This is a genomic window from Candidatus Methylomirabilota bacterium (assembly GCA_035315345.1).
GTDB lineage: Bacteria > Methylomirabilota > Methylomirabilia > Rokubacteriales > CSP1-6 > CAMLFJ01.
This window is the reverse complement of sequence record DATFYA010000016.1, coordinates 61,501-81,384: the sequence shown is the minus strand read 5'-3', so window position 1 is coordinate 81,384 and position 19,884 is coordinate 61,501. Positions and strand designations below refer to the sequence as shown.

The following is a 19,884-nucleotide window of genomic DNA, read 5'->3' as shown; positions in this document are numbered from 1 at the left end:
GCCCACGGTCTAGCGATGGGTGCGCAGGAACCGGAGGAACTCGCGCCCCTCCGCGAGCCGGCGACGCATCACCTGCCGGTCGCGGACCATCTCCGCGGCCAGGGAGAGCATCTTCCGCGGGCGGAAGTAGAAGCGGCGGTAGAAGTGGTCCACCGAGCGGAAGATCTCGGTGCGCGCGAGATGCGGGTAGCCGAGGGCGCTCACCTGCACCCCCGAGCCGTCCACCAGCGTGTCGGACTCGAGCCATCCGTTCCGCTGCGCTTCCTCGTGGAGCGCAGTGCCCGGATACGGCGCGGCCAGCGAGACCTGGATGGTGTCGGGATCGATCTCGGCCGCGAAGCGGATGGTCTCGGCGATGGTCTCGCGCGTCTCACCGGGCAGCCCCAGGATGAACGTGCCGTGGATGGCGATGCCGAGCGATTTCGCGTCGCGGGTGAACCGACGCGCCACGTCGAGGCGCACGCCCTTCTTGATGTTGTTGAGGATGGCCTGGTTGCCCGACTCGTAGCCGACCAGGAGCAGCCGCAACCCGTTGTCCTTGAGCACCTTCAAGGTCGCGTACGGCACGTTGGCCTTGGCGTTGACCGACCAGGTGATCCCCAGGCGCCCGAGACGCCGGGCGATGGCCTCGGCCCGCGGTAGATCGTCGGTGAAGGTGTCGTCGTCGAAGAAGAACTCGCGGACCTGCGGGAACATCCGGGCGGCCAGGGCCATCTCCTCGGCCACGTGCTCGGGGCTGCGGGTGCGGTAGCGCTGGCCGCCCACCGTCTGCGGCCACAGGCAGAACGTGCACTTCGAGCGGCAGCCCCGCCCGGTGTAGAGCGAGACGTAGGGATGGCGGAGATAGCCGATCGCGTAGTGCTCCACCGTGAGGTCGCGCTGGTAGATCGGGGTCACGAAGGGCAGCGCGTCCATGTTCTCGAGGGTCGGGCGATCGGGGGTGTGGGCCACGTGCCCGTTCATCCGGTAGGACAGCCCGCGGACGTCCGCGAGCCGCCGGCCCTGCGCGACTTCCTGGATGGTGAAGTCGAACTCGCTCCGCGCCACGAACGCGAGCGCGCAGCTGGCCCGCAGCGAGGCCTCCGGCGCCACCGCCACCGCGGCGCCCACCATGCCGACGATCAGATCGGGATTCTCGGCCTTGAGCGCCTCGGCCACTCGCACGTCGGACGCGAACGACGGCGTGCTCGTGTGCATCACGCAGAGATCGTAGCCGCGCGCCAGCGGGAGCACGTCCTCGAGGGTGAGGCCGTCGGGCGGCGCGTCCACGAGGCGGGATCCGGGCACCAGCGCGGCGGGCTGGGCCAGCCACGTCGGGTACCAGAACGAGCGGATCTCGCGCCGCGCCTGGTACCGGGACCCCGCGCCGCCATCGAAGCCGGCCACCGCGGGCGGGTGCAGAAAGAGCGTGCGCAGGTAGTCGGTCACGATGGCCTCACGATACCATAGCGGCCGTCGCGCCCTCCCGAGCCTAGACCTGCCGGTGGCGCCGCACCACGACGACGATCCAGATCGCCGCGATCAGCAGCACGAAGCCGCCGATCCAGAATTGCAGCTCGCGCACCCAGACGAGCGCCGCCGCCACCGAGTCCGCGACCAGGTAGGCCACTCCGAACCAGAGCGGCACGCTGATCAGCACCGCCGCGACGTCGACCAGCAAGAAGCGCGGAAACGGCACGCGTACCAGTCCCGCGGTCAGGAACGCGGCGGCCCGCAGGCCCATCACCAGCCGGGCCATCACCACGAACTTCAGCCCGTGGCGGTGATAGGCGTCCATCACCCGCGCCTCGCGCGCCGGGGTGAGGATCCGCCGCACCGTCGACCACTTCAAGATCTGCCGGCCGAAGTGACGCCCGACCCAGTACAGCAGCATGTCGCCCGCGAGCACGCCGGCCACGCACGACAAGAGCGCCCCCGCCCAGTGCATCAGCTGCCAGCGCGCCATCAGCGCCGCGATGGCGATCGGCAGCTCCTCGGGGATCGGCAGACCGAGGCCGGTGGAGAGCAGGATCAGGAAGACGCCCGGGTACGTGAAGTGGACGATCAGATCGAACAGCATCACTCGCCCGCCCGCGCGTAGAGCCAGCGGCCGTTGTGCGCGACAAGCAGCCGCACGCGGCCCGGGGGCAGCGACGAGACGATGCTCCGGCCGGCTTCGCGCCCGGTCAGCAGATACGGCGGCCGCGGCGAGGCCCACGCGGCGCGGAAAGTCTCGGCGCTCCAGAACGAGGCGGACGCGTCGGGGAACGTGGCGCCGATGCCGAGCACGCTGCGGGTGCCGTCGAGGAGGACCGGCCGGTGCCCCGAGTACAGCTCGATCGCGGCCGCGTTCTCGATCGGGCCCTCCAGGACCAGAACGTCGTCGGGCGCGAGCCGCGCGCGGATCTCTGCGGCCATCGGGGCGACCGTCCGGACCGACGACGTCGCGGCGAGGCTCTGCCCGACCAGCGGCACCAGCAGGAGCGTCACGACCGCCACCGTCGCCGCCCCCGCCGGCGCCGAGCGGCGGGCCCCGGCCCACGCGAGACCCCCCGCACCCGCGAGCATCACCGCGGCGGCCTGCACGAGCATGGGCTGCATGGTCGACCACGGCGGATAGGGCGACGCCTGGCCGAGCGCGGCTTCCTTTCGCGAGTAGACGTCCGAGATCCCGAACACCGCCGCGGTGAAATCGCGCCCGTCGCTGATCGCGGCCCACGCGAAGACCGCCCCGAGCAGCGCGAACAGCACGAGATGCACGGTGATGAGCCCGCGCGGCCGTGCCGTCGCGTCGCGCCACCCGCGGGCCGCGAGCAGCGCGATCGCCGGATAGGCCGGCAGGCCATAGTGCGGCAGCTTGAAGGGCGACAGCGTGAAGAGGGCCAGCACGCCGACGGCCCAGAGCGCCAGCGCCACCCAGGGCAGCTCGCCGGGATCGCGCCAGGCGCGGGAGCGGATCAGCGCCGCCACCGCCGCCGCGGCGGCCAGGATCCACGGGAAGGCCCCGAAGCCGGCCGCGGCCAGGAACTCGAGCGCGGACAGCGGCACGTCCTCGTCGGGGTAGACGCGCATGCGCGCCACGTTGAGGAGATGGTTGTCGACGACCGTGTACCAGAGGAACGAGGGCTCGGTCGCGGCGGCCACCGCGTACCAGCCGAGGCCGATCACGAGCAGCGATACCACGCCGAGCGCGGGCATCCAGGCGCGCACCGGCCGCAGCCGCCCCGCCAGCGCCAGCGCCACCGCGACCGCGGCAAGCGGCCCCAGCATGCCGAGCGGATCCTTCGCGAGCGCGGCCACCCCCAGCGTCCCGCACCCGAGAATCGCCCACCACGGGTTGCCCGCCGACTGGGGGAGTGCGGGGGCCATGTCCGGGCCCCCGCATATAAAAGAGGGGCGGGTCCGAGCGTCCGCCCCCAGCGGGCTGCCCGGCGTGAATTCTCCCGCCGCGGATCTGCCCGGCGGCAAGTCGCCCGCCGAGGACTCGCCCGCCGGAGTGCGCGTGTCACCTGCGCGCTCCCGCGGCTGGCAGGCTCCGAGCAGCAGGCCGGTGAAGCCCCACTGGATCGCGGCCACGAACAGCGTCTCGGGCCGCACGTAGCGCGCGAACGCGGCGAAGAGCGCGCACGAGAGCAGCGCGGCGCCGGCGAGCAGGCCGCCGGCCGACCCCAGCAGGCGCGCGCCGAGCAGCGCGGTGCCGGCCACCGCGAGCAGCGCCCCGAGCAACGACGGCAGGCGGGCCGCCCACTCGTCGATCCCGAACACCGTGAACGACGTCGCGGTCAGCCAGTAGAGCAGCGGCGGCTTGTCCCAGTAGCGCACGCCGTTCAGCCGCAGGGCGATCCAGCTGCTGCCCAGCATCTCGCGGGCGATCTCGGCGTGCTGGCCCTCGCCCGGATCGTCGAACGGCGCCTGCCCGAGCCCGGGGGCGAGCAGGAGCACGGCCAGCAGCCCGGTGACCACGACGGCGGCGCCGGCGCCGCGGCGAGCCACCACTAGCGGGCGCGGTCGGTCTCGAGCCGTCCCGCGCGCAGGCGCAGGGTGCGGTCCGCGAGGGCGGCCGCGTCAGCCCGGTGGGTGACCAGGATCACCGAGGCCCCGCGCTCCTGGCACAGCGAGCGCAGCGCGGCCAGGATCACCGCGGCGTGGCCCTCGTCGAGATTGCCGGTGGGCTCGTCGGCCAGCACCAGGGGCGGCGTGTTCAGCACCGCGCGGCAGTACGCGACGCGCTGCTGCTCGCCCCCCGAGAGCTGGGCCGGATAGTGGCCGCTCCGGTGGGCCACCCCGAGCCGCTCCATCAGGGCTCGCGCCTCGGGCAGCGCCTCGCGCCGCGAGCGGCCCACGTAGCGCGCGGCGAGCAGGACGTTGTCGAGGGCGGTGAGAGCCGAGATCAGCAGGAACGACTGGAAGACGTAGCCGATCGAGCGGCCCCGCACCGGGCACTGCGCCCGCCGCGGCAGCGCGCTCACCTGGGTTTGATCGAACCAGATCTCGCCCGCGTCGAGCGGCTCCAGCAGACCGAGCAGGTTGAGCAGGGTGGACTTGCCGGAGCCCGACGGGCCGGCCACCGCCACGAATTCCCCGGCCCCCACCTCGACGTCCACGCCCTCGAGCACCGGCACCGGCCGGCCGTCGGGACCGCGGAACGTCTTGCTCAATCCGCTCGCGCGCACGACCACGGTCAGGCTCCGCGCCGGATGGCCTCGGCGGGCGACAGGCGCACGATGCGCAGCGTGGCGTAGCTCGCCGCGAGCGCGCCCAGGACCACCGAGAAGACCAGCGCGAACCCGAGCAGCCGCGGGGAGAACAGGAAGAGCTGCTGCCCCTGGCGCAGCACGCGGGCGTCCACCAGCGCGCCCACCGCGAGGGCCAGCCCGATCCCGATGGCCCCGCCCGAGACCGAGACGGCGAGGGCCTCGCCCAGGATCTCGCGGAGCAATTGCCCATCGGTGGCCCCGAGCGCGCGCTTGATGCCGAAGTCGCGGATGCGCTCGAACACCGCGGCGGTCACCGTGTTGGCGAGCGAGAGGCCGCCGATCACGAGGCCCAGCACGCCGATGCCGAAGAGCAGCGCCGAGAAGAACGCGGTGGACTGGCGGAGGAGCCGGCTCAGCTCGCCCGGGATCGTGACGTTGAGCCCCGGCACGTCGGCCTGGAGGCGCCGGGCGAGCGCGTCCGGATCGACACCGTCCGCCCACGCCACCGCCGCCCCGCTGTTCAGATCGGCGCGGGTCATGCCTCCGCCCGCGAAGACCTGCACCAGCAGCGGATCGCGGCGCAGCCAGAGATCGCGCGCGTCCTCGAGGGGCACGATGGCGAAGCGGTCCGGCGCGGTGAGCGTCTTGTCCAGCACGCCCACCACCTCGAAGGCGCGACCGCTCAGCTCGAGCCGCGAGCCCGCGCGCAGGCCGCGGGCCGTCGCGAAGTCCGCCCCCACCACCGCCACGCCCCGGTCCCCCGCCCGCAGGGGCCGCCCGTCGCGCACCGGCAGGTCGCGGAACTCGCGATTGGGCATCCGCACGCCGGGATCCACGCCCAGGACCAGCTCCTGGGTGAGCGTGAGGAACTGAGAGGTGGACGGGTTGAGTGGCAGCATGACCTGCGGTTGAACCGCGGCCACGCCGGGCACCCGGGCGATCTCCGCGATCTTGGCCGCGCGCAGCAGGCCGCCCGCGGTGAAGCCGGTGCCCATGCCCATCCCCTCGCCGGCCACCGAGATCTGGCCGAGCACGAAACGATCGCCGCCGTCGATGAAGCGGGTGATGCGCTCGGCCATGGCCCCGAGGGCCACCAGGCCGCCCACTCCCACCGCGATGCCGAGGATCGTGAACAGGTAGTTCCTCGGCAGGAGCCGGCGCATCCCTACCACGTGAAGCGAGACTCGGTGGGCAGACCCCGGCGCCGGCGCGTCCAGCGGTTGATGCGAACGATCGTGAAGAACACTTCCAGCGACAGCTTCATGCGGAGCGATTGCCGGAGGAACGCCCCGCCCGCGAGCACGCCGGTCACCCCGTCCACCATGCCCGCGAACTCGCGCGGCTTGAGGAACATCTCGACGAACGAGGGATCGTAGAAGTAGCGGATGAAGCGCTGAAATGGCTCCGTGCCTTTCCGGATGGTCCGGTCGTAGGCCCGGAATCGGCTCGCCTCGAAGCGGTTCTCCCGGAACGCCTTCAGGATCTCGATCGAGGACAGCTCGGCGGACTGGGTGGCGATGTACACGCCCGACGAGAAGATCGGATCCAGGAAGGCGATCGCGTCGCCCACGCACACGTAGCGGTCCCCGATCGCGGGATCGGTCCGATACGAGAAATTGGCCGCGCGGTGGACCGGAGTGATGCGGGGCGCGCCCTCCAGCGCGTCGGTCAGCTGGCGGCAGCGCGCGATCAGCGACTCGTAGAGCTCGTCGAGGCCGCCCTCCCGGCCCTGCACGGTGCGCGCGTGCAGCACGCAGCCCACGCTGGTGGTGCCGTCGGCGAACGGAATGTACCAGAACCAGCCGGGCTCGAAGCTGAAGATGCGGATGTTGCCCACCTCCTTGCCGGGCCAGCGCTTGCCCCCCTGGAAGTGGGCGAACAGGGCGACCTTGCCCAGCCCCTCGATCGGGCGACGGCGCCCGTGCCGCGTGGCGATGAGAGCGTCGCGTCCGCTCGCGTCCACCAGGAAGCGCGCGCGCAGCTGCCGCGAGCCGGCGGCGTCCGATACGGTCGCGGTCACTCCGTCGTCGTCGAAGGCCACCCGCTCCACGGTGGTCGGCTGCAGCAGCGTGACGTTCGGCTGGCGGGCCGCGTGATCGAGCAGGATCTTGTCGAACTCGGCGCGCTGGACCTCGTAGGTGTAGGCCGGCCACGGCTTGCCCTCGCGGAAGAGGAACTGGTAGTCGAGCTCCTGGTCCTGGTCGTGGAAGTAGGCCCCGTACTTCACGAGGAATCCGCGAGACTTCACCTCGTCGAGCACGCCCAGCCGCTCCAGCACCGGCATGTTGGCGGGCAGCAGCGATTCGCCGACGTGGAAGCGGGGAAACGCCTCGCGCTCGGCCAGGGCCACCCGGAGCCCGCCCCGCGCGAGGAAGGTGGCCGCGCTCGAGCCGCCCGGTCCGCCGCCCACCACCAGCACGTCGTAGTCGGCGGCCCGCGACGCGGCGGCCGCGGGCCGGGCCGGCGCCTCGAGGGTGCGCGCCAGCTCGTCTTGCGGATAGAGGCGCCGAACCGCCGGGCTGATCCAATCCACGTCGGCCGTGGCGAGGGCGCGGCGGCTGAGGGCCAGGGCCAGCATGAGCGGCGTCGCCACGGTGGCCACCGCGGCCATCCGCAGGCCCTGGCTGTGCGGTGAGCGCCATCCCCGCTCCATCGAGCGCATCGCCCGGTTGGCGATGAAGGTGCCGACGGCCAGCGCCCAGTCCGGCGGGTTGCCGCGGTGGGGCGCGGCCACCTGGTACATCTCGCGATGTCGCGCCCGCAGGCGCGACGCGCTGAAGATGCCGACCAGGTAGGCGGCGAGCGCGGTCGCCTCGCGCCCCCAGCGCCGCGCGATGTGGCCGGCCAGGAACGAGCCGACCGCGAGACCGTCGCGAGCGGGGCGGAAACGGCTGCGCCGGTCTTCGAAGTGCAGCGGGGCGATCGGCACCTCGACGATGTCGAAGCCGTGCTCGGCCGCGCGCAGGAGCATCTCGCTCTCCAGCACGAAGCCACCCCGCCGCGGCGGCGCCGCCGTGAGCAGCGCGGCCGGGTAGACGCGAAAGCCGGACTGGGTATCCGCCACCGCCATGCCGGTGAGCCAGTTGATGAAGAAGCCGGCCACCCGGAGCGCGGCCAGCCGATCGGTCGGCATCGCGCGCTCCGGATACGCGGCGAGGCCGCCGAGCCGTCCGCCGATGACGAGGCTCCGCGGCTCCTCCACCGCCACCTTCAGCAGGCGCGGGATGTCGTCGGGGTCGTGCTGGCCGTCGCCGTCGAGCGTCACCACCCGCGACACGCCGCGACGGAGGGCCTCGGCGAAGCCGGCCCGCAGCGCCGCGCCCTTGCCGCGCCGGCCGGCGAGGGTCATCACCTCGGCGCCCGCGACGACGGCCCGCGCCGCGCTGTCGTCGGTGGAGCCGTCGTCGATCACGAGCACCGGGCCGTGCAGCCGGGCCCGCTCGACGATGTCGCCGATGGTCGCGGCCTCGTTGAACACCGGGACGAGTATCAGATGCTCGCGCATGGCCGGGATGTGCTCGCTCACGGCGGCGGGCCCACCAGCACCGCGGTGCGGCAGCCGCCCCGCGCGATGCCGTGCACGAGCACGGACCCGATGCCGCGCTCGGCGTCGAGCGCGGCCGCGGCCATCCGCAGCGCCCCCAGCCCGCCGTGCTGGCCGAAGAGCGCGGCCAGCGACCGGGGCGGCAGCAGGTCCGCGCGGGCCGGCAGGTCGTGACCGAGCAGCGCGCGCTCCCAGTCGTCCACCGCGGGGTCGCCGTTGCCCGCGCCGTAGCAGCGCGCCACGCCCTCCGGACGCGATCGGATCAGCCGTCCCGCCGGGGAGCGGTCGTCGATCCGCGTCGGGCGGCCGGTGTGCGGGGCAGTCGGCACGTTGCCCCACGCGGCCTCCACGATCTCGGCCATGATGCGGGCGCCCCGCGCGCGGGCGGTTTCCAGATCCTCGAGCACGACGAAGGTGGCGCCCTCTCCGAGCACGGGACCGTTGTGGTCGGCCGCGTACGGCCGGCAGCCTTCCGGCGCGCGGCTCTGCATCGGGGAGAGCGCGCCCATCTCGGCCAGGCGCTGGTAGACCTCCTGGAACAGCTCGTCGACGCCCCCGGCCACCACCGCGGTGGCGCGGCCGTCGGCGATGAGGCGCGCGCCGCGCGCCACCGCGAGATCGCCCGCGAGCGTCGACTGGTTCACGGTGACCGACGGCGCCTTGGCCCCGACGGCGATCGCGGCGATCGACGCCATCGTGTTCATCACCGTGTTGGGGAAGATCATCGGGGAGAGCCCGCCCGGGCCGCGGGTCAGGAAGCCGTGCGCGAAGTCGCGGCTCGAGGTGAAGTCGCCGAACTCGGTGCCGACCACGATGCCGAGCCCGGGCCCGCTGGGCACCCCCGCGTCGCGCACCGCGAGCACGCAGGCGCCGAGAGCGAGCCGGCAGATGCGCGACAGGCGACGGGCCGCGTCCCGGTCGATGAGCGACGCCAGGATGGCGTCGTCCACCTCGGCGGCGAGCCGGCTCGTGAACGCGGCGGCATCGAAGCCGCGCACCGGGCCGATCGCAGAGCGATTCAGGGCGAGCGCGCCGGCCAGGGCGTCCCGGCCGCCGGCGGTGGAGGCGTTGATCGTCCCCACGCCGGTCACCACCACGCGGCGATCAGGCACCGGCGTCGGCTCGGGTGAAGACGAGGCTCACGTTCTGGCCGCCGAACCCGAAGGAGTTGGATAGCGCGGCCTCGATCTCGGCCGGACGCGCCGTACCGGGCAGGCAGTCGAACGCGACCTCGGGATCGGTCTGCTCCAGGTTGGCGGTGGGCGGGAGCAGCCCGTGCTGGAGCGCCAGCACGGTGGCCATGGCCTCGACGCTGCCCGCGGCCGCCATGGTGTGGCCGACCAGCGACTTGGTCGAGCTCAGCAGGACGCCGCCCTCGCCGAACACCGCGCGCAGCGCGAGGGCTTCCGCGCGGTCGTTCTGGACCGTGCCGGTGCCGTGGGCGTTGACGTAGCCCACCGCGGCCGCGGGCAGCCCCGCGTCGTCGAGGGCCTGGCGCATGGCGTGGATCATCCCCTCGCCCTCGGGGTGCGGCGCGGTCACGTGGTGCGCGTCGGTGGACATGCCGTAGCCGGCGAGCCGCGCGTGGACGCGTCCGCCGCGCGCCCGGCAGTGCTCGGCGTCCTCCAGCACGAAGAACGCGGCGCCCTCCCCGATGGACATCCCGCGGCGCTCCCGGTCGAACGGCCGGCACGGGCTCGGGTCGAGCAGCTTCAACGCGTTGAAGCCCATGAAGCAGATGTGCGTGAGCGCGTCGACGCCGCCCACCACCGCGGCCGCGATCGTCCCGGCCCGGACCAGATCGGCACCCAGGGCGATGGAGGCGGCGCCGGACGCGCACGCCATCACGATCGTCTCCTTGGGGCCGGTCAGGCCGAGACGCCAGGCGAGGGTCTCCGCGTGCGAGTACGGCAGGATGGTGCGCAGGGCGCGCATCCGGGGAGACACCACGCCGCGCCGGCCCTCGTCCCAGTACCAGTCCTCGCCCTCGAGCATGCCGCCACCGACCGCGCCGACGAAGAGCCCGGCCTCGGCCCGCGCCCGGGCCGGCAGGCCGGCGTCGGCGAGAGCCTCGCGGGCCGCGGCGAGCGCGATGCGATCCGCCCGCGAGCGCCGACGCGAGACGCCGATCGTGCCGAACGCGTCGGCGGGGATCTCGGCGGCGATGCGCGAGCGGAAGCCCGCGGTGTCGATGACGGTGATCGGCTTGATCGCGCAGGCGCCGGCGGCGAGTCCCGACCAGAAGGCCTTGGTGCCGAGGCCGTACGGGCTCACGATGCCGAGCCCGCTCACCACCACCTCGCGCCGGCCGTGAGGGGCGCGGGCCCGGCTCATGCGGCGTCCATGACGGGAGGCTGCACCTCGGAGGCTCAGCCCTGGCCGGTCTTGGACAGGATGAACCGCGACAGGGAATCCAGTGAGAGAAACTCCTCGGTGAGGTCGTGCCCCTCGTCGATCACGATGCCGAAGCGCTCCTCGATGGCCACCGACAGCTCGATGAAGTCGAGCGAGTCCAGGCCCAGGGAGCCGTCGACCCCCTTGGGCAGGGTCGTCTCGAGCGTCATCTCGGCCGCGCGGCGCGGATCGAACTTGAGCCGCTCGACGACGAGCCCTTTCAGCTCGTCCAGGACTTCCTTCTGCGTCATCGGTCACGACCTCCTGTCACGCCGCGCTCCCGCGCGCGTGGGATTGCTCCGTGCTCCAGCGGAGCCGCGCGTGCTCGCCGCGCCAGGCTCCGGACAGCTCCAGCGGCTCCGTCCGCGCACCGTCGCGCCACTCCCGCAGATCCGCGAGCGGACCGGCCGCGAATCGCTCCCCCCCGCCCGGGGGATCGCCGGCCGCCCCCGCGCCGCGAGCGGACTCGAACCGGAGATCACCCACCCCGCGCTCGAGCCACAGACACGCGGCGGTCTCCACCAGCGGCCGGTGGTCGAATCGGCGGTGGCGCGCGTAGAGGTCCGCGCACTCCTCGAAGATCTCGACCACCAGCACCAGCGCACGGTCGCAGCGTCCTGCCTCCAGCAGCCGCGCCGACTGCTCGATCGCCCGCAGCGTCGCGGGCGCCCCTCCGATCAGGATGCCGTACGGCCCCGTGATGCCGAACTCGATCGCCACCTCGGCCGAGACCACCGCCGGCGCCGTATACGCGAAGTGCATCACGCCGCCCCGGCGCTCGATGAACGCGCGATTGGAGGCGCCATAGGCGGCCGCGGTCACGTACTGCAGCGCCGTCCGATCCCCCGCGATGGCGTCTCGGCCCGCCGTTCCATCTTCAAGCATCGCGTCCACTGCCGCAAGAGCGAGGAGGCATTCCCGGGTGGTCCGCCGGAATCGGTCGCCGGCCCGATTCGGGCGCGGGAGCGGCAGAATCCGCGCGGCCGGCCCGGCCTCGGCCGGCGATTGGCCGCTCAGCAGGCCCAGAGCCCGGATCGCGGGGGCCGCGGTCATGCCGCCTCGAGGACGAGCGCGCCGTTGCAGCCGCCGAATCCCATCGAGGTGGACAACATGAGGCGCGGGCGGCCGGGCCGGGCCTGGCCCGGCACGTAGTCCAGGTCGCACTCGGGATCCGGATCTTCCAGGTTCAGCGTCGGGGGAATGAGCGCCCGCTGCGCGGCGAGCAGGCACATGAAGGCCTCGAGCGCGGCGGCCGCGCCCATGGTGTGGCCGAGACCGGCCTTGATCGAGTTGACCGGCACCTGGTAGGCGCGCGCGCCGAGCGCGCGCTTGAGCGCCGCGGTCTCGATCCGGTCGTTGAGCGGGGTCGCGGTGCCGTGGGCGCTGACCAGATCGATGTCGCGGGCCGACACGCCCGCGTCGGCGAGCGCGGCGGTGATGGCCCGCTCGAGCCCGCGGCCCTGGGGCTCGGGCGCCGCGATGTGAAACCCGTCGCTGGCGCTGCCGTAGCCGAGCAGGGTCCCGAGCCGCGGCCCGCGGACGTCGCGCTCTCGCCGCAGGAGCGCGAGCGCGCCCGCCTCGCCCAGCAGCAATCCGGTGCGCCGGCGGTCGAACGGGCGCACCTCGTCGCGAGTCAGCGAGCGGAGCGCGTCGAAGCCGCGCAGCACGAAGCGGCAGAGCACGTCGTAGCCGCCCGCCACCACCGCGTCGGCCTCACCGCGACGCAGGAGATCGGCGCCCATCGCGAGCGCGGTGGCGCCGGAGGCGCACGCGGTCGAGACCGTGATCACCGGTCCCCGCGCCCCGAGCCAGCGGGCGAGACGGTCGCCCGGTCCGTCGTAGAGCGCGTCGCGCAGCCGCCGCGCGCTCTCGCCCGCGAGCGCCCGCTCGCCCTCTTCGACGCCGCCGAGCGCGGTGCCCACCACCACGCCCACGCGCGCGGGATCGAGCGGCAGCGGACGGAATCCGGTCTGCGTGCACAGGTCGTCGGCCGCCGCGACCAGGAGCCGGGTGGCCCGGCAGTCGGGCACCCCGCGCCAGTCCTTGATGCGGCCGACCTTCTTGACCTCGCCGCCGCGCTGCACGCGCAGGTCCGCCACCGCCACGCGCTCGATCTGCGAGATGCCGGAGGCCCCGGTGACGAGCGCCGACCAGAACGCTTCCAGATCCGCGCCGATCGGGGTGACCACTCCCGCGGCCACCACGGTCACGCGCTCAGGGGCGGCCATGAAACGGGCTCCAGGCGTCGAAGAAGTTGAACCACTGTGTGGGATGGGCGCGGATCACCCGCTCCAGCGTGGCCACCACGCTGCCCAGGGCGGCCTGCTCCTCGCCGGGCTTCACCCAGATCGCGGGGTCGATCTCGAGCCGGTAGCGCCCGCCCGGGACCATCGCGCAGAACGCGGGGATGACCGCGGCGCCGGCGGCCCGCGCGAGCACGAACGGGCCGAGCGGGAACGCGGCCGGCTCGCCGAAGAACGGAGCGAGCGCGTCCCCGCGCCCGCCGGTGGGACGATCGGCCTGCATCGCCACCAGCTCGCCACGCCGCAGCGCCGCGAGCAGCCCGAGGGTGGACGTGGCTTGGCGACGCGTCACGAAGCGCAGCTGCGGGCCGTCGAGGCGCAGGTACTGCTCGAGGGCCCGGTCCTGCTCGGCGGAGAGGACGACGTGGGCGGTGCGGCCGCCGCGGGTCGACAGCAGCCGGCCCGCGAACTCCCAGTTGCCGAGGTGCGCGGTCAGCAGCACCACCCCGCGTCCCACCGCGAGCGCGGCGTCGAGGTGGTGCTCGCCGTCGGCGCGCGCCACGTAGGCGCCCAGGTCGGCCCCGGGCCGACGGTTGAGCGTGAGCAGATCGGCGAAGAACGCCCCGAAGTTGGCGAAGGTTTGAGCGACCGCCGCCTCGATCCGATCGGGCGGCGCCCCCGCGAGCACGCGCGAGAGATTCGCGCGGACCGCGCGCCGCTCCGCCGGCACCGCGCGGGCGAGCAGCCGGCCCAGCCCTCGGGCCACCCGCAGGCGCGCGGGACGCGGCAGGGCGCGGGCCGCCGCGGCGGCGAGCCGGTAGTAGGCGATGCGGTTGAGACCGTGCGAATAGTAGTCGGGCGCCGCGGGCGCGCCGTCGGCGGATGCGTGCCCGGCGGGTCGGGACGTCGGGTCGGCCGGCTCGCGAGCGGCCATGGGCCTAGAGCAGCGCCCAGTAGTACATGCGAAAGGCGCGGATGGGGCCCACGTGGGTGTCGTAGAGGCGGCTCGCCTGGAACTCGCGCTCGGCGCGATCGAAGGTCACACGCCCGGGCTCGCGTGGATCGTTGGGATCGTAGACCGTGAAGAGCACATTCCCGCTCGGATCGAGCCGGTAGGCATACGCGACCACGGTGTGATTCAGCTCCCAGGTCGGGAAGTTCGTCACCAGCAGCTGCACCGGCCGCCCGTCCCCGACCTCGGTCAGCGCCTCCCGGGCGACCCGCTCCTGCTGCCAGCGCGGCATCGGGAACACCACGCGCCAGTTCGTCCAGTGCACGAGGGTCCAGAAGCGCCCGACCAGCCCCGCCTTCACCGCGGCCTCCTGATCGTGCGAGAACTCGTAGAGCGAGGCGTAGCCCGGGATCACGATCCGATCGTCGGGCGGCAGCGGATCGCGCCACGGGGCGTGCGCGACCACCCGCTTCACCCGCTCGGCGTACTCGTCGCCGGGGAGCCGCGGGGCCAGCGGATCGAAGCGGGCGAAGCGCTGGAACTGGATGACCCCGCGGGCCATCACGAAGCAGTAGTTGGCGTAGAGATCCGGCTTGCCCGGGTTGTTGGTGCGGCTCTCGTTGGGGAACGCGAAGGTATCCACCCCGAAGCGCAGGACGTCCGGCGGCGACGGGCGCCGCACGGCCACGTCGATGGGCGCAACCGACGCGCATCCGGACACCGCCACGGCCAGCAGAAGGAGTCGTGCCGACGGCCGCATCACGCGTGGTCGAGTGTATCGCACTTCAGCCCTGGATCGAATAGCCTCCGTCCACCGGAATGGCGGTGCCGGTCACGAAATCCGAGGCGGGACCGCCGAGGAACACCGCGACGCCGGACAGATCGTCGGGCACGCCCCAGCGGTCCGCGGGCGTGCGGGCCAGCACCCGGTCGTGCAGGCCCGCCACCTCGCGCCGCGCGTTGGTGGTGAGCTCCGTGTCGATCCACCCGGGCAGCACCGCGTTCACCTGGATGTTGTCGCGGGCCCATCCGCTCGCCATCGCCTTCGTGAGCTGCACGATGCCGCCCTTCGACGCCGCGTAGGCGGGGGCGAAGGAGGCGCCGAAGATCGACATCATCGAGCCGATGTTGATGATCTTGCCGCCCCCGTTCTTCTTCATGATCGGATAGGCGGCGCGGCTCGCGAGGAACGCGCTGGTGAGATTGGTGTCGATCACCCGGCGCCACTCCGCGAGCGTCAGCTCGTGCACCGGCTTCCGGATGTTCATGCCCGCGTTGTTCACCAGGATGTCGAGGCGCCCGAAGCGGTCCACAGTTTCCTGCACGAGCGCGTTGACCGCGGCTTCGTCGGCGACGTCGGCTTCGATCGCCACCGCGGCAGCCCCGAGCCCGCCCAGCTCGTCGACCGCACGCCGGCTCTTGTCGGCGTTGCGGCCCGACACCACGATGGCGGCCCCGGCCCGGGCGAGCCCGCGCGCCATGCCGAGGCCGATGCCTCCGTTGCCCCCCGTCACCACCGCCACCCGCCCCTTCAGCTCCCGGTCTGCCACGCGCGCGTCCTCCCGGTTCGTCCCCGCGCCCGGGGCGCGTGGCCGTCGATGAATGGTGGCAGAAGTCTACTCGCTCCGTCCGGGAGGGAAAAGCCCGGAGCGGAGGAGCGGCCGGCCGCGCGCGAGGACCCTCGCTAGCGCCGCGCGTGCAGGAACTCGCGCCAGGTCACGCGATGCTCCCGGAAGAAGAAGCCGAGCATGACGATGGCCGCGAGGAGATTGCCGCCGAGGATGGTCCACCACGGGATGGCCTCGAGGAGCCACTCGGCGAGGATCGTGAGCAGGGCGGCGAAGAACACCTCGAAGCAGCAGAAGAGCATCACCAGGCCGAAGAGGAGCCGTGGATCGCGATCGGCGAGGGTGAGCAGGCCGGCCGCCGCGATGCCGAAGGCCACGAAGGCGGCGCCGTGCACGACGGTGTACTGCAGCACCAGGGGCAGCGTGATCTGCACCGCGCTCGGCTCGCGCAGGCCCTGGAAGAGCGCGGCGCCGAGCAGCGCGGGGGTGCGCAGCGGCACGCCCGCCGCGGTGTCGTACACGAGGAACCAGACCGCCACGGCGGCGGCGCCCAGCAGGCCGGCCCAGATCCCTTCGCGCACCGTGCGGCTCCAGAGCGGGCTCAGCAGCGCCCGCCCGAGCGCGCGGTGGCCGAGCACCAGATAGGCGAGCATGCCGAAGGCGGCCAGCGCGTTGCCCACCAGGATGGCCCACCACGCCAGCTCGTTGAGCACCGGGTGGGCGAGCCACGTCACCACTGCGAGGAAGAAGATCTCGAAGCACATGAGGGCGATGAACAACGTCAGGAACCGGCTCGGCTCGCGCTGCACCGTGACGATGAGGTAGGCGATCAGCACGCCGATCATCGCGAAGACCACCCCGTGCAGCACGGTGTACGGCAGGACGAGATGCGCGGCGGTGGGCACCGCGGAGGGGTCCTTCACTCCCTCGAAGGTGGCCGCGCCCAGCAGGGACGGGGTGCGGAACGGCCGGCCACGGGCCGCGTCGTAGATGAGGAACCAGACGGCGACCAGGGCGGCCCCGATGAGGCCGGCGATGACGCCTTCACGGAAGTAGCGGGAGTTGGAGGCCATGGTGACCCTCCCTTCCAATCAACCCAATCCGGTCAGACGGCGTAAGGTCAGGGGTACCACCAACGGGTGGTCAGGGCAAGATTCGCGCGGGCGACCGGACCGCGGCTCAGGCCGAGGCGATCGCGCTCAGGACCGCCGGGCCGAACAGCTCGACGCGCCAGTCCCGCACCCCCTCGATCTGCCGCAGCGCGGTAAGGTCGCCCGGCGGCGACGCGGCCAGGCGGTCGATCAGCCGCTGCGGGAAGAGCACGCCGGGGTCCAGGCCGATCTCCTTCGACGCCCGCGTCCGCCACGCCCGCAGGGCCTCGGCGCGGCGCCGCACGGCAGCGGGCACGTGCGGGCGCGGCGCGGGCCGGTAGGCCGGCAGATCGGCCTCGGGCAAGGCCAGGCCGCGGGCCACCGCCTCCAGGATGGCGGGGCCGGCGCGCCGCACCACCGGCGGAGTGCAGCCCGGCACCGACAGGATCGCCTCGGCGTCGGCGGGCAGCCGCGTGGCCAGGCCGACCAGGCTCTCGTTGCCGATGATCATGAACGGCGGGCGATCGAGCCGCAGCGCGAGTGCCTCGCGGGCCGCGAACAGCTCGCGCAGCACGGCGAGCCCGCGCGGGGTGAGCTCGCGCGCGCCCTTCAGCTTCATGTAGGCGTCGGGATCCGGTGCCTTCTCGGGGACGATGAGGGCGGCCAGCCCGGCGCACTCCTGCTCGACCCACCGCTCGCGCCCCAGCGTCCGCAGGGCTTCCAGCAGCCTCTCGCGCAGCGGGATCAGGTGCAGCACGTCGTCGAGGGCGTAGGCCTCCTGCTCCGCGGTCAGCGGGCGGCGCGACCAGTCGTCCTTCTGACGCGACTTCACCGGGGTGATGCCGAGGAACTGGGTGAGCAGCCCTTCGAGCCCGAGGGCCGGGGCGCCCAGGAAGCGCGCGGCCACCGCAGTGTCGAAGAGCGACGAGACGGTCGCCCCGTACAGCCGCTTGAGATACGCGAGGTCGTTGTCGGCGGCGTGCAGGATCTTGAGCGTGCCCGGGTCGGCCAGGACCGGGCCGAGCGGCGAGAGGTCACGCAGGGCGAGCGGATCGACGAGGTGGGCCTGGCCCCGCGCGTCGGCCAGCTGCACCAGGCAGAGCTTGCCGGGATAGTGGTGCAGGCTGTCGGCCTCGGTGTCGATGGCTAGGGCAGGCGTGCCCTCGAGCTCGGAGGCCAGGGCACGCAGGTCGTCGGGGGTCCGGATCCACCGGGGGAGCGGCATGGCGCGCCCGGTTATACTACACCGTCGGCGACACCACGTTTCCCGGGAGGACGGCATGCAGATCGCGGGCTCGACCACGGTGATCACGGGCGGAGCCTCGGGCCTCGGGCGCGCGACCGCGGAGCGCCTCCACGCGGGCGGCGGCCACGTGGTCCTGCTCGATCTGCCGCGATCGCCCGGCAAGGAGGTGGCCGGCGGCCTCGGCGACCGCGCGCTCTTCGTGCCCGCGGACGTCACGAGCCCGGACGAGGTGACCGCCGCCCTGGAGGGAGCCGTCGCGCGGTTCGGCGCCGTGCACGTCCTCGTGAACTGCGCGGGCATCGGCACCGCGGACAAGACCTTCGGCAAGCGCGGGCCGGCCGACCTGGCCGGGTTCGCGCGCACCATCCAGATCAACCTGATCGGCACGTTCAATTGCATCCGTCTCGCGGCGGCCCAGATGGCCAAGAACGCGCCGAACGGCGAGGGCGAGCGCGGCGTCGTCATCAACACCGCGTCGGTGGCCGCCTTCGACGGCCAGATCGGTCAGGCCGCCTACTCGGCGTCCAAGGGCGGCGTGGTCGGCATGACGCTGCCGATCGCGCGCGATCTCGCCGAGCTGGGCATCCGCGTCTGCACGATCGCTCCTGGCATCTTCGAGACGCCGATGCTCGCCGGGCTGCCCGAGCCGGCGCGACTCTCGCTCGGCAAGCAGGTGCCCTTCCCGCCCCGCCTCGGCCGTCCGGCCGAGTACGGAGCCCTGGCCGCCCACATCATCGAGAACTCGATGCTGAACGGCGAGACCATCCGGCTCGACGGGGCCATCCGGTTACCTTGGGAAGCGCGGCCGCGACCGCAGTCGTGATCGCGTTCAATCCAGCTTCCTCCAGGTGCAGGTAAGGACCCGCCGGAGAAGCACACTTCGACGACATCGTGAGGATCAGCTTAGCAATACATTCCGGGCGTGCTTCTCGTACCCGAGAGCGTACCGGGAAGCCGCAATCGCATGTCGGTGAGCCTGTGCCGCCTTCGAGGAAACCGCCTCCTTCAGACGGATGGCAAGTGCACGACCCAGGTCCGCAGCGCTTGTTTATTGCACTCGACGGCCGGCTCGCCGCATGCGCGCAACGTTCCGTCCTACAAACCGCCGCCGCCCAGTAGCGACCGTCCCGCGTGTTCTGAGCGTGCGAGGTTGACTACGAGAGCGCCGAGCACTACGAGCACCGCGATGACCATAATCTCGAGTGCAACGGCGAGCCGGCGAAGCTTAGCGTCATTGATCGTGTAGTTCTTCGCCGTGTGCGCCGCAAGTTGGGTGTGAATCTCGTCGAGAGATAAGTTACTCTGGTCGATCCACAGGGACTGGAGCTCGTCCGTCTTATTCTTGAACAGCCACGTTCTTGGCCACAAGATGTAGCCGAGAAGAAGCGCGTTGAGGGTGAAGGCACCGGCGGCTAGCCATGCCCAGACATTCAGTCCTTCGGGCGCCTTGAACACCTCCGCTCCAAGAAAACCGCCTGAGATGCTCGCGGCAGTGAAGATGTTGGCGGCCCGCTTCCGGACCTCGTCAAGCCTGACCTGCTGCCGGTCGATGGCGTGGACGGCGTCGTCGTAAACGAGTTTTCGGCGAGGGTCCCCGTCTCGGGAGGGATCGCCCGGGAGCATTCATCTCCGCTCCCGATGGCGCCTCATGATGAACTCGACAAGTACATCAAGCTCACTAGCCAGCGTGAGCGGGTCGGTTGTGTACGCGTGCAACCGCCAGTCCCAGATATTATTCGTGGCCGGTCCGTATCTGATAGCCGCCCATGGTTCACCCCATCTGTCTATGTCGACCTTCCGAGCCGCCCAGACCCGGGCGATCTGGCGTGCGGCGTCAAGGGTAGGCGAAGCATTCTCCACGTCATCAGCGTCGATAATAATCATGGGCCCAGTCTCGTGGAGCACCATGTCCCCCGGGTTCGGCATCATCGGAGCCCTCGGGTGAATCGGGTCGTCGAGCCGCAGATTTGCTGAGCCACCGATCGACCGATGTATGTGATCGTCGACCTCATCTCCGTAGTGATGGTCGGCAGGTGTGCGGTCGTTGCGACCGAAGATGATGCTCAAGGCGTTGCTCATCGGAGTCACCCCTCTCCTTGCTCGACTTGCGTGTGCAAAGTATGAATAGTTCTTTAAAGGGTATACGCCGCCCGCCGTCTCGTCGCAGCCG

The 19,884-nt window shown here is 72.4% G+C and carries 19 protein-coding genes; 1 reads left to right on the top strand and 18 read right to left on the bottom strand.

Annotated elements, in window-relative coordinates; translation table 11 throughout:
• Positions 1–9: 9 nt before the first annotated feature.
• The 16 genes from hpnJ to VKN16_02735 form a co-directional block, all read right to left on the bottom strand.
• The gene (hpnJ, locus tag VKN16_02810) at positions 10–1,428 is read right to left on the bottom strand and encodes a hopanoid biosynthesis associated radical SAM protein HpnJ (GenBank protein HME93136.1); all 1,419 of its coding nucleotides are present in this window, start codon (positions 1,426–1,428) and stop codon (positions 10–12) included.
• A gap of 43 nt (positions 1,429–1,471) precedes the next feature.
• Positions 1,472–2,059 (bottom strand): DedA family protein, encoded by a 588-nt coding sequence (locus VKN16_02805; GenBank protein HME93135.1) that lies wholly within the window; start codon positions 2,057–2,059, stop codon positions 1,472–1,474.
• Complete coding sequence (locus tag VKN16_02800) at positions 2,059–3,972, bottom strand: glycosyltransferase family 39 protein (GenBank protein ID HME93134.1); 1,914 nt, start codon at positions 3,970–3,972, stop codon at positions 2,059–2,061. The genes VKN16_02805 and VKN16_02800 overlap by 1 nt, the downstream gene beginning before the upstream one ends.
• A gap of 2 nt (positions 3,973–3,974) precedes the next feature.
• The gene (locus tag VKN16_02795) at positions 3,975–4,658 is read right to left on the bottom strand and encodes an ABC transporter ATP-binding protein (protein ID HME93133.1); all 684 of its coding nucleotides are present in this window, start codon (positions 4,656–4,658) and stop codon (positions 3,975–3,977) included.
• 2 nt (positions 4,659–4,660) lie between these two features.
• Positions 4,661–5,839 (bottom strand): ABC transporter permease, encoded by a 1,179-nt coding sequence (locus VKN16_02790; protein ID HME93132.1) that lies wholly within the window; start codon positions 5,837–5,839, stop codon positions 4,661–4,663.
• Between the two features lie 2 nt (positions 5,840–5,841).
• Positions 5,842–8,202, bottom strand: a complete 2,361-nt coding sequence (locus VKN16_02785) for a tryptophan 7-halogenase (protein HME93131.1) — start codon at positions 8,200–8,202, stop codon at positions 5,842–5,844.
• A complete protein-coding gene (locus tag VKN16_02780) occupies positions 8,199–9,332 on the bottom strand; it encodes a beta-ketoacyl synthase N-terminal-like domain-containing protein (protein ID HME93130.1) in 1,134 nt (377 codons plus the stop codon). The genes VKN16_02785 and VKN16_02780 overlap by 4 nt, the downstream gene beginning before the upstream one ends.
• Positions 9,325–10,554, bottom strand: coding sequence for a beta-ketoacyl-[acyl-carrier-protein] synthase family protein (locus tag VKN16_02775; protein HME93129.1), 1,230 nt, complete (start codon positions 10,552–10,554; stop codon positions 9,325–9,327). The genes VKN16_02780 and VKN16_02775 overlap by 8 nt, the downstream gene beginning before the upstream one ends.
• A gap of 35 nt (positions 10,555–10,589) precedes the next feature.
• Positions 10,590–10,865 carry an acyl carrier protein gene (locus tag VKN16_02770; GenBank protein HME93128.1) on the bottom strand — a complete coding sequence of 92 codons (276 nt, stop codon included), beginning with the start codon at positions 10,863–10,865 and terminating at the stop codon, positions 10,590–10,592.
• A gap of 16 nt (positions 10,866–10,881) precedes the next feature.
• On the bottom strand, positions 10,882–11,667 hold the full coding sequence (locus VKN16_02765) for a beta-ketoacyl synthase N-terminal-like domain-containing protein (GenBank protein HME93127.1): 786 nt from the start codon (positions 11,665–11,667) through the stop codon (positions 10,882–10,884).
• Positions 11,664–12,842, bottom strand: coding sequence for a beta-ketoacyl-[acyl-carrier-protein] synthase family protein (locus VKN16_02760; protein ID HME93126.1), 1,179 nt, complete (start codon positions 12,840–12,842; stop codon positions 11,664–11,666). Before VKN16_02760 ends, VKN16_02765 begins: the two co-directional genes overlap by 4 nt.
• The gene (locus VKN16_02755) at positions 12,829–13,791 is read right to left on the bottom strand and encodes a lysophospholipid acyltransferase family protein (GenBank protein HME93125.1); all 963 of its coding nucleotides are present in this window, start codon (positions 13,789–13,791) and stop codon (positions 12,829–12,831) included. Before VKN16_02755 ends, VKN16_02760 begins: the two co-directional genes overlap by 14 nt.
• A gap of 4 nt (positions 13,792–13,795) precedes the next feature.
• Positions 13,796–14,497: a hypothetical protein gene (locus VKN16_02750; protein HME93124.1), complete on the bottom strand. Its 702-nt coding sequence runs from the start codon at positions 14,495–14,497 to the stop codon at positions 13,796–13,798.
• Between the two features lie 97 nt (positions 14,498–14,594).
• A complete protein-coding gene (locus VKN16_02745; GenBank protein ID HME93123.1) occupies positions 14,595–15,359 on the bottom strand; it encodes a glucose 1-dehydrogenase in 765 nt (254 codons plus the stop codon).
• Between the two features lie 134 nt (positions 15,360–15,493).
• Entirely contained in the window at positions 15,494–16,450 is a 957-nt protein-coding gene (locus tag VKN16_02740) for a hypothetical protein (GenBank protein HME93122.1), read from the bottom strand.
• A gap of 106 nt (positions 16,451–16,556) precedes the next feature.
• Positions 16,557–17,693, bottom strand: a complete 1,137-nt coding sequence (locus VKN16_02735) for a ribonuclease D (protein HME93121.1) — start codon at positions 17,691–17,693, stop codon at positions 16,557–16,559.
• Between the two features lie 55 nt (positions 17,694–17,748).
• Between VKN16_02735 and VKN16_02730 the strand changes: the two genes are divergently transcribed.
• Positions 17,749–18,537 carry a 3-hydroxyacyl-CoA dehydrogenase gene (locus VKN16_02730; GenBank protein ID HME93120.1) on the top strand — a complete coding sequence of 263 codons (789 nt, stop codon included), beginning with the start codon at positions 17,749–17,751 and terminating at the stop codon, positions 18,535–18,537.
• A gap of 272 nt (positions 18,538–18,809) precedes the next feature.
• Here the strand turns inward: VKN16_02730 and VKN16_02725 are convergent, their stop codons facing one another.
• A complete protein-coding gene (locus tag VKN16_02725; protein HME93119.1) occupies positions 18,810–19,337 on the bottom strand; it encodes a hypothetical protein in 528 nt (175 codons plus the stop codon).
• Positions 19,338–19,793, bottom strand: coding sequence for a hypothetical protein (locus VKN16_02720; protein HME93118.1), 456 nt, complete (start codon positions 19,791–19,793; stop codon positions 19,338–19,340).
• Between the last annotated feature and the right edge of the window lie 91 nt (positions 19,794–19,884).